At 36.9% G+C, this 13,977-nt stretch carries 12 protein-coding genes; 6 read left to right on the top strand and 6 right to left on the bottom strand.

Going from position 1 to position 13,977, the window contains the following annotated elements; translation table 11 throughout:
• The first annotated feature begins 92 nt into the window (after window positions 1–92).
• Complete coding sequence (locus H4J67_RS04805; RefSeq protein ID WP_070375941.1) at window positions 93–1,274, top strand: chorismate mutase; 1,182 nt, start codon at window positions 93–95, stop codon at window positions 1,272–1,274.
• A gap of 134 nt (window positions 1,275–1,408) precedes the next feature.
• On the opposite strand, the gene H4J67_RS04800 is transcribed toward H4J67_RS04805, so the two are convergent.
• The 3 genes from H4J67_RS04800 to H4J67_RS04795 form a co-directional block, all read right to left on the bottom strand.
• The gene (locus H4J67_RS04800; protein WP_182203038.1) at window positions 1,409–3,010 is read right to left on the bottom strand and encodes a YdiU family protein; all 1,602 of its coding nucleotides are present in this window, start codon (window positions 3,008–3,010) and stop codon (window positions 1,409–1,411) included.
• Window positions 3,011–3,263: 253 nt separating this feature from the next.
• A complete protein-coding gene (locus H4J67_RS20485; protein WP_259368495.1) occupies window positions 3,264–3,392 on the bottom strand; it encodes a hypothetical protein in 129 nt (42 codons plus the stop codon).
• A 12-nt stretch (window positions 3,393–3,404) separates the two neighbouring features.
• The gene (locus H4J67_RS04795) at window positions 3,405–3,614 is read right to left on the bottom strand and encodes a hypothetical protein (RefSeq protein WP_182203036.1); all 210 of its coding nucleotides are present in this window, start codon (window positions 3,612–3,614) and stop codon (window positions 3,405–3,407) included.
• A gap of 258 nt (window positions 3,615–3,872) precedes the next feature.
• Between H4J67_RS04795 and H4J67_RS04790 the strand changes: the two genes are divergently transcribed.
• From H4J67_RS04790 to H4J67_RS04775, 4 genes are all read left to right on the top strand, one after another.
• Window positions 3,873–5,189 carry a leucine-rich repeat domain-containing protein gene (locus tag H4J67_RS04790; protein WP_182203034.1) on the top strand — a complete coding sequence of 439 codons (1,317 nt, stop codon included), beginning with the start codon at window positions 3,873–3,875 and terminating at the stop codon, window positions 5,187–5,189.
• 207 nt (window positions 5,190–5,396) lie between these two features.
• Window positions 5,397–7,076, top strand: coding sequence for an energy-dependent translational throttle protein EttA (gene ettA / locus H4J67_RS04785; protein ID WP_070375937.1), 1,680 nt, complete (start codon window positions 5,397–5,399; stop codon window positions 7,074–7,076).
• Between the two features lie 157 nt (window positions 7,077–7,233).
• Window positions 7,234–7,614, top strand: a complete 381-nt coding sequence (locus H4J67_RS04780; RefSeq protein ID WP_070375936.1) for a PilZ domain-containing protein — start codon at window positions 7,234–7,236, stop codon at window positions 7,612–7,614.
• A gap of 36 nt (window positions 7,615–7,650) precedes the next feature.
• Window positions 7,651–8,148: a glycine cleavage system protein R gene (locus tag H4J67_RS04775; protein WP_182203032.1), complete on the top strand. Its 498-nt coding sequence runs from the start codon at window positions 7,651–7,653 to the stop codon at window positions 8,146–8,148.
• Between the two features lie 333 nt (window positions 8,149–8,481).
• On the opposite strand, the gene H4J67_RS04770 is transcribed toward H4J67_RS04775, so the two are convergent.
• Window positions 8,482–9,447: a PstS family phosphate ABC transporter substrate-binding protein gene (locus tag H4J67_RS04770; protein WP_182175833.1), complete on the bottom strand. Its 966-nt coding sequence runs from the start codon at window positions 9,445–9,447 to the stop codon at window positions 8,482–8,484.
• Between the two features lie 329 nt (window positions 9,448–9,776).
• Here H4J67_RS04770 and H4J67_RS04765 point away from each other — a divergent pair, with 329 nt between their 5' ends.
• Window positions 9,777–11,756 carry a methyl-accepting chemotaxis protein gene (locus tag H4J67_RS04765; protein WP_182203031.1) on the top strand — a complete coding sequence of 660 codons (1,980 nt, stop codon included), beginning with the start codon at window positions 9,777–9,779 and terminating at the stop codon, window positions 11,754–11,756.
• 95 nt (window positions 11,757–11,851) lie between these two features.
• Here H4J67_RS04765 and phoR read toward each other — a convergent pair whose 3' ends face one another.
• Together phoR and phoB are read right to left on the bottom strand one after the other, a co-directional pair.
• Window positions 11,852–13,147: a phosphate regulon sensor histidine kinase PhoR gene (gene phoR / locus H4J67_RS04760; RefSeq protein ID WP_182203029.1), complete on the bottom strand. Its 1,296-nt coding sequence runs from the start codon at window positions 13,145–13,147 to the stop codon at window positions 11,852–11,854.
• Window positions 13,148–13,195: 48 nt separating this feature from the next.
• Complete coding sequence (gene phoB, locus H4J67_RS04755) at window positions 13,196–13,897, bottom strand: phosphate regulon transcriptional regulator PhoB (RefSeq protein WP_182175836.1); 702 nt, start codon at window positions 13,895–13,897, stop codon at window positions 13,196–13,198.
• Window positions 13,898–13,977: the final 80 nt, after the last annotated feature.

The raw sequence follows: 13,977 nt of genomic DNA, 5'->3' as shown, positions 1-13,977 counted from the left end.
GTTTTAGTCGCCTTCATTACTTTCCTTTACTAAAACATCAGGATTCTTTCTTTTTAACCATTTTCGAAAATAATATATAGGGTGGAAGTACTGTGAGTGAAGATTTAGATCTGAATAAAATTCGTGAGAAAATAACCAAACTTGACCAGCAATTATTAGAGTTATTTGCTCAACGCCGTTCTCTCACTCTCAGTGTTGCAAAAAGTAAAGCGCATCAGATACGCCCCGTTCGCGATCAACAACGTGAGCAAGAATTATTAATACGTTTAATTAACCAAGGTAAAGTGCTCGGTTTAGATGCTCATTACGTTACCAGCGTTTATCAAACAATTATTGAAGATTCAGTCTTAAATCAGCAAGCCTATTTACAAACATTGGCCAACCCCAATATCCAAGTGCCTACGGTTAGCGTCGCTTTTCTAGGTAATAAGGGCTCTTATAGCTATTTAGCTAGTCATCGATATTTCTCACGCCGTGCAGCAAAAATCAATGAATACGGCTGCCAAAGTTTCAAAGAAATTATGCAACAAGTCGAATCTGGTCATGTAGATTACGGTATGCTGCCCATTGAAAATACCAGTTCAGGTAGTATTAACGAAGTTTATGATGCCCTGCAACACACTAACTTGTCAATTGTTGGCGAGATAACTCAGCCGATTGAGCATTGCTTATTAACAGCAGTAAATACCCAACTCAGCAAAATAAAAACGATTTACGCGCACGGACAACCTTTTACTCAGTGTAGTAATTTTCTCGACAAACAAAAAAATATTCGCATCGAATATTGTGACAGTACCGCTGATGCTATGGCTCAAGCGTATGAGTTGCAAGACCCTACAGTCGCCGTTATTGGCAGTGAAGAAGGTGGTCATCTCTATAAGCTTCATGCTTTAGAAAAGTCGATTGCTAACCAAGCAGAAAATCATAGTCGTTTTATTTTAGTCGCTCGTAAACCTATTGATGTCGCTGAACAAATCCCTGCTAAAACAGCATTGATTTTAGCAACAGGACAAAAAGCAGGTGCCTTAGTTGACTGTCTTATTATTTTAAAAGCAAAAGGTATTAACATGTGTAAACTTGAATCTAGACCTATTCAAGGGCGACCATGGGAAGAAATGTTTTATATTGATGTTGAAGCCAATTTGAAGAGTGCTGTACTACAAGAAGCAATTAATGAAATAACCTCAATTACTAATTTCATTAAAATATTAGGCTGTTATCCTATTGAGCATATTAGTCCGACTAGTGTGCCAAGTAGCGCGATAAACACTTAGCCGTTGTCGCTTAATTTTTAAGTTAATGGCTTTGATAAAGTCTCTACGCCAGCAAAATTGACCTTACTCGACCTCGTGAAAAATACAGGTCGGTAAGGTTTTATTTTTAGTTTTAAGCGCTAATCAACAACGCTTTAAGAGCTGCACGATAACATCGAACAACCCGCCTTATTTCTCGCCCATTCAGGACGTTTCTCACTGTAATGATGATATTCAACTTGTTCATCATAAGGGTTTTCCAGAACCTTTTGTAATTCATGTAATTTACTAAAATCACCTTGCTCTGCAAGCTCAATCGCTTGTTGTGCTAAATAATTACGCAATACATATTTAGGGTTCACCTTATTCATCGCCGCTTTTCTTTGTGCTGCTGTTTTTTCGTCGTGCTGAATTCGATTAGCGTAGCTTTCTAGCCAAGAAGAAAAACGTGCTTGATGCTGTGGCGTTAACTGCTCGTCTAGATAGAAGCAATCGGCAAAATGATTGACGTTATTTGCTTTAACTTTTTCGTCGTAACTAAAATCAGCCAGTAAACGATAAAAAATAGTCATGTCTGTTTCTATATCACCCAACAAGGTTTCGAGTGCTAAAAACAATGTTGTGTCCGCTTTATGGTTTTTATCTTCAGCCGTAATACCCAGTTTATTGGACATCATTTCATGCCACTGTTGTTGATACGTTTTACTGTAATTATTTAATATCACTTCTAGTGGTTTAGATTCTTCTATCAATGGATAGATAGCGTTTGCTAATTGAAATAAGTTCCATTGTGAAATTTCACCCTGTTTGCCGAAGCTGTAACGCTTACCTTGAGCATCTGTGGTATTTGGTGTCCAAGACAAATCAAAATTATCAATCCAACCATAAGGACCATAATCAATTGTTTCACCAATTAATGACATATTGTCGGTATTCATTACGCCATGAACAAAACCAACCCGCATCCAATGCACCATCAATCGACAAGTGCGTTGGGCAATTTCATCAAACCAAGCTAAATAACCTTGTACCGAGTCACTTTCGTGGTCATTTAATAAATGCGGAAAATCTCGTTTAATCGAATAATCAACGAGCTGCTTTAACAAAGCTTTATCTTTACGGTAAGCCGGTAGCTCAATACTTCCAAAACGCATAAATGACGAAGACACTCGACAGACAACAGCGCCTAATTCAGCTTTCGCATTACCGTTATAAAACATATCTCGAACGACACTATCACCCGTTAACGATAAACTCAGTGCTCGGGTGGTAGGAATACCTAAATGAAACATCGCTTCTGAACATAAGAACTCTCGTACCGATGAACGTAATACCGCTAAGCCATCAGCTGTTCGTGAAAACGGAGTGGGTCCTGCGCCTTTTAGCTGGAGAACTTTATGGCCATCTAAAGGGGTGTTTACTTCAGCTAAGTTAATAGCGCGGCCATCACCTAATTGTCCAGCCCAATGGCCAAACTGGTGTCCACCATAACACATCGCATAAGGGGCGAATTCTTTGGGCACGACATTCCCCGTGAACAACTGTAAAAATTCATCACTTTTAAGCTGCTCTTCGCTTAACCCTAATATTGAGGCAACATCACGACTAGTCGTAACCAACTGTGGATTTGACGTTCTTTTAGGTGATACCCAAGAAAAAGCAGCGGCATGAACCTGGTGCGGAAAAATAGACTCTTCTAAATCTTCAGGTAACTGTGAAGAAAAGCTATTCTCAATATTGAAATCTAAGTAAGACAAAATAAGCGACTAATTGAAAAATAGAATTGAAAGGGAATTATTGACTGTCAGTTTCTATATTGCAATATTCATTTCAAACAAAAAGCTGATTTGGCTATACCCTTGTCAGCTTTTGCTTAATTAGTTATATATTCACTTATAAATATCATTAAAAAATAATATCTACTCAAGTAGAAGCTAGTACTAACTATTTCAAAGCTATCGTCAGTTCAGCTTTAAACGTGCTATGGCAAGATTGACAAGCCAGTATTAATTATTGATATTCAGCGACAATAACAACCATATTTTTTTCTTTGGCCGCTTGCTTAATTTTGATAGCGCCACCATGAACAACTTCGTCAAAACCTTTAAATGTAGCGACTTTTAATCCTAAGGCTTTCATCAATTTTTTCCGTTACGACATTGCTGGTTTTGGGTGATTAATAATCCCCTGTGCTGCACTTTCAACAAGGCTAAAGTCTTCTAAAATAATTCCTTGTGTGAACATCTTGGTGTCAGATAACAATGCCTGCATGACCTTTTTAAACGTTACGATACTACTTTTATCAATACCTTGTTGATAATGCTGTGCGTTCGATGAAACAGCAACAAAAAAAGCTATCACAACACTGGTAATAATGATTTTTTTTGTATTTTATACATAGTGACTCTTATTTTATCAGTGAGGTAAATGAATAAACTAAGGTTAATAAAGTGGTTAAGTTATGATGACATTAATCGTTTTAAGGTTAACCAAACAGGAAGCAATCATTAATAATCGCATAAGAATAGCCAATTTACGCCAAAAATATTAAAGCACTTTAGCTTAGTTCAGTTTAACGGTAAAATAGCAGCAAATTTTAGCGCCCTATTAGGCTTTATCTTGCAAACATTAGCCCAGCTCAATTCAGGTAAATATTCAGACATAACACATTTAACCCTCAGTGAGAATTTAACTGAATTTCCACAAAAAATTTTTTCATTAGCAAACTCTCTTGAAGTATTAGACTTAGCGAATAACAAATTAACGGCTTTGCCCTGTGAATTTTCTTCATTGAAGAAGTTAAAGATATTATTTTTAACTAATAATAACTTTAAAAGTATTCCTGAAGTTTTAGCGGCTTGCCCACAGCTAGAAATGATCAGTTTCAAAGGTAATCAATTAAGCCGAGTAGATGAAAACGTGCTGCCAACAGGAACACGTTGGTTGATATTAACCGATAATAAAATATCAGTACTACCCCATTCAATGGGCAAGCTAAGCCGTTTACAAAAATTAGCATTTGCTGGCAATCAATTACAGCAACTGCCCGATAGTATGCAGAACTGTAAAAATTTAGAATTAATACGTCTTTCGGCTAATCAATTAGTCACACTTCCCGATTGGCTCTTTCAACTACCTAAATTGGCGTGGCTAGCTTTTTCGGGTAATAAGTTAACGCGTAGTGTTCAACCAGTCATTGAACACATACCAAGTATTTCACCACAAGACTTTCAACTAAAACAAAAATTAGGTGAAGGCGCATCAGGGATAATTCATCAAGCAACATGGTTAACTAAACCTATAACCATTGATTCAGATGACGATATAGCGGTAAAGATTTTTAAAGGTGAAATAACCAGTGATGGTTACCCTATTGATGAACTAAATAATTACTTGCAAGCCGGTGAACATAAAAACTTAATCAAAGTCATTGCTAAAATCATGTCGAAAGAGCAACTTGCTTTAATCATGGAGTTAATTCCTCAGCGTTTTTATAACTTAGGTTTACCCCCTTCGTTAACAAGCTGTACTCGTGATACTTTTCCTACGTCTGCCACATTAACAACAAGTCAGATAATAAAAATAGTCCTTAGCATGGCTGACACTTTACGTCATTTACATGAAAATAAAGTCAGCCATGGTGATATCTATGCTCACAATACTATGGTCGATGAAAACGCAAATATGCTGTTTGGTGATTTTGGTGCCGCTTCTAACTTAAAGGTTTTGCCTGAAACACAACAAAAAGCAATGCAAGCGATAGAAGTAAGAGCTTTAGGCTGTTTATTAGATGATTTATTGCTTTTGTCTCTTCATCTAGAAAACACTGCGCAATACCAAGCGCTATTGATAATAAAATGCTGTTGTATGCAAGCCGATACATTTAAAAGACCCACCTTTATCGCTATCGTTGAGCAATTAAAAGTACATCTTTAACCTGGTTTTTTAATTCATATTATTAGGCATATAACCGGTGAGATCGAATAACTGGTTTTAGAAGCTCTCTTTTAAAACCAGTTATTATCTACAAACCGCTTTTTTTTAAACACCAGCGCTAAAACGATTCAAACACATTTGCTTGCCTAGCCCCTTTAACCTAAAATATCGACAAGTTACTTTTTCCTTCAAATAATAAGGTTTTTCATGGCACAACCATTACCAGATAAATTTATCATGTCGATGAACCGCGTATCAAAAGTGGTTCCACCTAAAAGAACAATACTTAAAGATATTAGTCTTTCATTTTTCCCTGGCGTTAAAATTGGTGTTTTAGGTTTAAACGGTTCAGGTAAATCAACGCTGCTTCGAATTATGGCAGGTGTTGATAAAGATTTTGAAGGTGAAGCAACGTCTTTAGCCGGTACAAAAATTGGTTACTTACCGCAAGAGCCTCAACTTGATGAAAGCCAAACAGTGCGTGAAGCTGTTGAAGAAGGGGTTGCTGAAGTTAAAAATGCTATGGCTCGTTTAGACCAAGTCTATAACGAATATGCAGAAGAAGGCGCTGATTTTGATGCCTTAGCCAAAGAACAAGGCGATTTAGAAGATATTATTAATGCGCAAGATGGTCATAATCTTGATAACGTTTTAGAGCGTGCGGCTGATGCTTTACGCTTACCTGAGTGGGATCAAAAAATTGCGGTACTAAGTGGTGGTGAACGCCGTCGTGTCGCGCTTTGCCGTTTATTGCTCGAAAAACCAGACATGTTATTACTTGATGAACCAACTAACCATTTAGATGCTGAATCTGTTGCTTGGTTAGAGCGATTCTTACACGATTACCCCGGCACTGTGGTAGCAATTACCCATGATAGATACTTCCTTGATAATGTAGCGGGTTGGATTCTAGAGCTTGATAGAGGGCATGGTATTCCTTATGAAGGTAACTATTCTTCATGGTTAGAACAAAAAGATGCACGTCTTGCACAAGAAAGTAAAGGTGAAAGTGCACTACAAAAAACCATCAAGCAAGAACTTGAATGGGTGCGTTCAAATCCGAAAGCTCGTCAATCAAAAAGTAAAGCCCGTATGGCGCGCTTTGAAGAGCTTAATAGTCAAGATCATCAAAAACGTAATGAAACCAACGAACTTTACATTCCACCTGGACCTCGTCTAGGGGATAAGGTTTTAGATGTTAATAACTTAACCAAATCTTTTGGTGACAGAGTACTTATTGATGACTTAAGTTTTAGTGTGCCCAAAGGTGCTATCGTTGGTATTATCGGACCAAACGGCGCAGGTAAATCAACGTTGTTTAAAATAATGTCGGGTGCTGAAAAACCAGACTCAGGTAATGTAGAGCTAGGTGATACAGTTAAACTTGCCAGTGTTGATCAGTTCCGTGATGACATGGACAATAGTAAAACTGTCTACCAAGAAATATCTCAAGGCCATGAGATATTACAAATTGGTAATTTTGAAATTCCAAGCCGTGCTTATGTTAGCCGTTTTAACTTTAAAGGTAACGATCAACAAAAGATCATCGGTGAGTTGTCTGGTGGTGAACGTAACCGAGTTCATTTAGCTAAGCTAGTACAAACCGGTGGTAACGTATTACTGCTTGATGAACCAACCAACGATCTTGATGTTGAAACCTTACGTGCGCTTGAAGAAGCGTTGTTAGAGTTCCCTGGTTGTGCCATGGTTATCTCACATGACCGTTGGTTCCTTGACCGCATTGCAACTCACATTTTAGATTACCGTGATGAAGGTAAGATTAACTTCTATGAAGGTAATTTTACTGACTATGAAGCTTGGTTAAAGAAAACACTGGGCCCTGCAGCGACTGAGCCTCACAGAATTAGATACAAAAAAATTGGCTAAGCTAAAACTAATAGATAATTTTTAAATTATCTATTAGTTATTAAATAGTTATCGGCACTTTATTTTTGTGGTTTTATAAAAATCCACACGAATAAAGTGCCTTTTTGCTAAAAGGGAGCTATGCTGAAGATACCCATTTATAATTTGAACTTAAGCAATGGAAAATAGACGTCAATTCACGCGAGTTTTGTTTTCAATCAATGCAATATTAGAGGTTGAACAGCAGAATTATCCAGTTACTATCCACGACATTTCACTTAATGGCGCTTTGGTTACTATGCCTAAAGCTGAAAAGTCATTAAAAGGTAAGTTAGGCTTATTACATTTTGACTTAGTTAATGGCGAATCAATCGTTGAAATGCATATTGCTGTCGTTCATGAAGAAAATGACAAGCTAGGTTTACAGTGCGAAGTAGGCTTGCAATGTAATGCTATCGATATTGACAGTGTGACCCATTTAAGACGGTTGGTTGAATTAAATTTAGGTGATGAAAGCCAGTTGCATAAAGAACTTTCGCAATTATCACGCCTTGCTTAATATGATGACATTCGCCTTGCTTTATAGAGGAACATTATGAATCACTTAGTTATTTCATTTATTACCATAGACCGTCCTGGTTTAGTCGAAACTTTATCCAAAGTCATTAAACAACACCAAGGTAACTGGCAAACCAGTAGTTTACATCATTTGTCGGGCTGTTTTGCTGGTGTACTCGAAATAGCGGTAGAGCAAGGTCAATGTGAAGCACTAACTCGTGCAATTACAACACTGGACGGTTTTAAAGTCATTATCGAAAAAACTACCCCTAGCCAAATAAGCGATGAGTCACCGGTAGTTTTAGAGCTAACAGCAAACGATCGAGAAGGTATTGTAGAAGAAATATCTGCGGTTATTCACCATCAAGGGGGTAACATGATAAAGCTTGTCAGCGAGCAAGATAATGCGCCACATACTGGCCAGCCACTATTTAAAGCGAAAATAACCTTAGCGGTTAATAAAGAACAAACACCAAGCTTAATAAATGCATTAGAAGATCTTGCTGACGATTTAATGATTGATATTTCTCGTTAATCTGTTGAATTGTAACTTAATCTACACGGTTTTATTAGCCCACTTATCAATACTTCTTTGAGCTTGATAATCCCGTGATATTTTATTCATAGACTTGCTTAACCCTGATGTTAAAAAGGATTTAGTAAACAAGATCATCCCTCTCTCCCCTTCAATAATACTCTCGTAAAATTACTGTTAACTCCTGGCTACTAAACTAAAATTCAGTATTAACTGAAAACAGCCTCAATCCTCTAATGATTTTCATCAACCTTTAGGTTTTTACGAGTGCCATAGAAAACAAAAAGGCCTGACATAAGCCAGGCCTTTTCAAAGTGGTACTGGTGCTTTTACTTAAAGCTTAATACCTAATTTTTTCAATTCTTTTTGAACAACTGAGTTCGGTAATGGAATATAACCATCTTTCTCAACAATCTTTTGACCTGACTTAGAAAGTACCATAGTTAAAAATTCAGCATCCATTGGCGCTAATGGCTTGTTTGGATGCTTATTTACATAAACGTATAGGAAACGAGATAATGGGTATTTTTTCGATATAGCATTCGCCATATTAGCTTCAACATAGTTGTCACCTTTTTTAGACAAAGGTAAAGCACGAACACCTGAAGTTGTATAACCGATACCAGAATATCCAATACCGTTTAGTGAAGAGGATACTGATTGAACGACTGAAGCTGAGCCTGGTTGTTCATTAACTGTGTTTTTAAAATCACCCTTACAAAGGGCTTTCTTTTTAAAGTAACCGTAAGTACCAGAAACTGAGTTACGACCATAAAGTTGAATGTCTTTTGCTTCCCAGTCACCTGTTAAACCTAAGTCGCCCCAACGGTCTGCATCTTTATCAGCACCACATTTGCGGTTATTTGAGAAAATAGCATCGACTTGTTCAATACGTAATCCTTTAATAGGATTATCTTTATGAACAAATACTGCTAATGCGTCAATAGCAACACGAACCGCCATTGGCTTATAGCCGTAACGTTTTTCGAATGCTTCTATTTCACGCGACTTCATCTTACGGCTCATAGGGCCTAAGTTTGAAGTGGCTTCTGTTAATGCTGGTGGCGCAGTAGATGAACCAGCGGCTTGAATTTGTATATTCACATTTGGGTAAGTGCGTTTAAACTCTTCAGCCCAGAATGTCATCATGTTTGCTAAGGTATCTGAACCCACTGAAGATAAGTTACCTGAAATACCACTGACTTTTTTATATTCAGGTAAATCTTTATCCATTGCTAATGATGAGAAACTCACCAAGCTTGCTAAACCTATAACGCCTAAAGCACGTTTAAAACCCATGTTATTCTCCACTGAGAGTGTTTTCCCCATTAAATTATTATTAATTTATTTGGGGCTAATTAATTTATGAACACTATATAAAGTTTATGTGACACTTATATTACAGGTATAGATATAAGCTATATTATCCTTAATATTTGCCTACATTAACAAATGGAAATTATTCGTTACACTATAATGACAACTTTATAACAAAAAAGTTTTCTGTAATTAATTGGCATTGCTAAAATAAAACTAAATCGTTAATTATTATCATTAAATCAAGAACAATGTTTTAACCTTTGTTCGAGATTATTAGGCAGATTACATTATTTATAAAAGGAATTATGATGAATTTAAAGAATAAATTACTGATCACATTTTTATCTATCGCATTATTACCGACGATGGCTGTTGGTTTAATTTCCAGCTACATATCAAGTTCTGCTCTCGAAAAACAAGTCTTTTCTCAATTAACTGCCGTACGTGAAATAAAAAAAACTCAAATTGAAGACTATTTTAATGAACGTAAAAGTGACATAAAGATACTGTCAGAAACTGTTGGAAATATGTTGAATTTCTCTTCTGCTAAATCACTTAAATCAAGCGCTAATAATAACCATAATTTTTTTGAAAGTTTTATTCATACTTATGGATATTATGACTTTTTTCTTATAGATAAAAAGGGTGATATTTTCTACACCGTAACTAAAGAAGCTGATTACCAAACAAATCTTTTAACCGGCGCCTATAATCAATCAGGTTTAGGAAAACTATATAAGAAAGTTAGTAATAACAAAAACTTTGCAATGTCTGATTTTAGCCGTTATGCACCTAGCAATAATGAACCCGCTGGCTTTATAGCTTTGCCTTATACCAATAGCAGTGGCGTAGAAATAGTTATTGCCTTACAACTTTCAATCGACAAGATTAATCATTTGATGCAGCAGCGTTCTGGAATGGGCGTAAGTGGTGAAAGTTACTTAGTAGGCAGTGATTTACTGATGCGTTCAGACTCATTCCTTGACCCTAAAGCACACTCAGTCAAAGCGTCTTTTGCTGGAAATGTAAAGCAAAACGGTGTTGATACAGAGGCTGTAAAGTTAGCTCTAAGTGGCGAAACAGGAAATAAAATTATAGATGATTATAACAGCAACCCTGTACTATCTTCATATACCCCTATTAATATTAATGGTATTAAGTGGGTGTTATTGGCTGAGATTGATGTGGCAGAAGCTTTTTTACCTGTTTATAAAATGTATAAGAATATATTCTACATTATAGTTTTATGTGTTTTATGCATTATTATCATTGCACTTTTAACAGCGAAGTCTATTTTAAAACCGCTCGGTGGAGAGCCTACTGAAATGCAAAAAATATCAGAAACTATTGCAGATGGCGATCTGATGATTTCTTTTATAGAGCATAGTAATCATTCCAGTGTTTATGCAGCTATGCAGCGTATGACGACTCACCTGCGTAATGTCATTAGCGAAATTATTCATGATAGTAATAACCTTACTCATGTAGCAATGGAAACTAGTGCACTAAGTTTACAGTCTTCGACCAGCTTACAAAATCAAAAATCGAATATTGCACAAATCGCCACAGCAGTTGAACAAATGTCTGTAAGTATCAATGAAGTTTCACATAATGCAGCAAATGTAGCTTACTCAGCACAAAAAGCCAGCTCATCATCTGGGCAAGCAAATACAAAAATTAGCCAAGCTATTGATGATTTAAATAATTTAGGTGTTGAAATATATCAAGCTAATAATATCATTCAAGATTTAGAAAAAGATTCTAATGATATTGGCTCGGTGCTAGAAGTTATCAGAGGAATTGCAGAACAAACTAATTTACTTGCACTTAATGCAGCTATTGAAGCAGCAAGAGCAGGAGAGCAAGGTCGTGGTTTTGCCGTGGTTGCAGATGAGGTTCGTACATTAGCCTCAAAAACACAAGAATCCACAAAGAACATTGAGCTAATGATAGAAAAACTCCAAAAAGCATCTACGGATGCCGTAAAAGCAATGGAGGTTAGCCAAGATGTTTGTCGACAAACAATTGAAAAGACACAAGATGTTGCTGACGTTATTGCTTCAATGAATGGCGAGATAGAGAGTATCACTCAAATGACAGACCTCATTGCTACCGCGGTAGAGGAACAGTCATGTGTCTCAAATGAAATTAGTAAAAATGTTACCGCAATTAGTGATGTCGCGAATGAAAACTCAACCAGTGCTGAGCAAGTATCAGCTTCTAGTAAAGATATCAGTAATATTGCTGCTGCACTCAACCAATTAACACTGCACTTTAAAGTCTCTTAATGCCAGTAAATAATGGCTTCTAAGGGAGCTTATCAATGAGAGAATAGAGAACTCTAAAACTTTATCCTCTCATTAAATAAGCATAAATAATAACCTTAGCTTTTATCTAGTACCTCGAAATAAATGATAAATTCACTGCCCTCTCCCCACTGACTTTCAATCGCTAATTCAGCGTTATGGTGGTGCAATACATGCTTAACAATTGATAAACCAAGGCCTGAACCTCCAGTATCACGAGAACGTGACTTGTCTACTCTAAAGAATCGTTCTGTGATCCGGTTAACGTGTTCAGGGCGAATACCAGGACCATTATCTTTAACAGAAAACTTAGCCTTATTACCACTTCGTTGCCATAAAATGTGTACAGAACCATGAGCAGGCGTATAAGCAATAGCATTAGATATTAAGTTAACACAAGCACTTTTCAATTCAGTATCTATGCCTTCAATCCATAAGTCTTCACTAAGATCAGCAGTAATTTTGTGTTGTTTATCTTGGTTGAGCCAAGTGGCATCATCGACCAATGTTTTAATTAGTTTAGGCATATCAACAAGTTGTTTATTTTCTTCATCGGCATGATTTTCTACACGTGATAAAACTAATAACTGTTCTACTAAGCGGTCCATACGTGATACTTGAGTTTCAATAGTGCTAAAAGCTTTTTGCCAATGAGGTTCGAGCGCATGTTCAGTGGTCAGTATCATTTCCACATAACCACGCACCACGGTAAGGGGTGTTTTGAGTTCATGAGAAACATTGGCAACAAAGTCACGCCGCATTTCTTCTAATCTTTTAATTTTACTGACGTCTCGGGCAAGAAAGAGTACTTGGTCACTGCCATAAGCCATTAAGCGCAGCTCTAACTGTAATTCGCTGTTAATAGGTGAAATAATATGACAGGGCTGTTCAAAATTACCGAGTTCTAGATATTTAGAGAATTCAGGAAAACGAATGAGGTTATCAATACGTTGACCAACATCACTCGGCCAACGAATACCTAAAATGCGCTGAGCTTTTTTATTGCCCCACAAAATAGTTAATTCATCAGATAAAACTAAGGCAGCATCAGGTAATGCTTCAGCACCATCCCTGAATTTTCTAATTCTTTCGTTTAGCTGTTTTTGTTTGTGGCGATGCTGTCTGATTTGTCGGTACAGGCCATCATATATTTTTCCCCAGATACCTTCAGATTGAGGAGGAGAGAGTGACTTACTGCGCCACAGCCACTTAATCAGTTTAAGTAAATGGTGATAATGCCAACATAAAATAACCAAGGTACTGATACAGAGTACGAGGAGAGTTTGGCCAATAAAAAAACCAAATAACGCGCTTACTGACAATATAGTCAGTAAACGCGTGATAATACTTTTTACGGATAAACGAAAATACATAGTGAGTCGTTTTTACCTATAAATAATAATAAAATGCATACTTATGTATTACGCACTCGTTTTAAGCTTTCCGGAGAATCGGTAGCCAGAGCCTCGAACGGTTTGAATAAAATTTTCATGCCCTTCGCCAGTAATCGCTTTGCGTAATCGTCTAATATGAACATCTACCGTTCGGTCTTCCACATAAACATTGGTTCCCCAAACATTATCAAGTAATTGTTCACGGCTATAAACACGCTCGGTATGAGTCATAAAAAAGTGTAATAAACGAAACTCCGTAGGTCCAAGTTCGAGTGAGCGGTCATTAATTGAAACACGGTGGGCGATGGGGTCAAGTTTCATACCATGAAATTCAATGGCTTCTTCGAGCGCCGTAGGAGAAACTCTGCGAATAACAGCTTTGATACGCGCTATAAGCTCTTTCGGCGAAAATGGCTTAGTAACATAGTCATCAACACCCGCATCAAAACCTTTAACCTTGTCGTCTTCATCGGCACGAGCAGTTAACATTATAATAGGAATAGCTCGCGTATATTCATTCTGTTTTAATGATTTAGCAAGCTTAACACCTGTGCCTCCTGGCAGCATCCAATCCAATAAAATCAAATCAGGATAAGGCTCAATAATCTTTGCTTTTGCCTGTTCGTAATCTTCAGCTTCAATAGCATTAAAACCATTTTGCTCTAATACAAAAGTAATCATTTCCCTGATCGGCGCTTCATCTTCAACAACCAATATTTGTCTATTCATGTAAACTTCCCGTTGTCTAACTACACTTTACTTATTGACCATTGTGATAACTTTTTATGACATTTATATTACACACAACA

The organism is Colwellia sp. BRX10-4 (assembly GCF_014077465.1).
Classification (GTDB): domain Bacteria; phylum Pseudomonadota; class Gammaproteobacteria; order Enterobacterales; family Alteromonadaceae; genus Colwellia_A.
Note: the sequence above shows the minus strand (reverse complement) of the source record. Positions and strands in the feature narration are given on the sequence as shown.

Coding starts and splice junctions, on each gene's coding strand:
- H4J67_RS20485 (WP_259368495.1), bottom strand. CDS start 3,392: ATGAAAGCCTTAGGATTAAAAGTCGCTACATTTAAAGGTTTTGACGAA.
- ettA (WP_070375937.1), top strand. CDS start 5,397: ATGGCACAACCATTACCAGATAAATTTATCATGTCGATGAACCGCGTA.
- H4J67_RS04780 (WP_070375936.1), top strand. CDS start 7,234: ATGGAAAATAGACGTCAATTCACGCGAGTTTTGTTTTCAATCAATGCA.
- H4J67_RS04775 (WP_182203032.1), top strand. CDS start 7,651: ATGAATCACTTAGTTATTTCATTTATTACCATAGACCGTCCTGGTTTA.
- H4J67_RS04770 (WP_182175833.1), bottom strand. CDS start 9,447: ATGGGTTTTAAACGTGCTTTAGGCGTTATAGGTTTAGCAAGCTTGGTG.
- H4J67_RS04765 (WP_182203031.1), top strand. CDS start 9,777: ATGAATTTAAAGAATAAATTACTGATCACATTTTTATCTATCGCATTA.
- phoR (WP_182203029.1), bottom strand. CDS start 13,147: ATGTATTTTCGTTTATCCGTAAAAAGTATTATCACGCGTTTACTGACT.
- phoB (WP_182175836.1), bottom strand. CDS start 13,897: ATGAATAGACAAATATTGGTTGTTGAAGATGAAGCGCCGATCAGGGAA.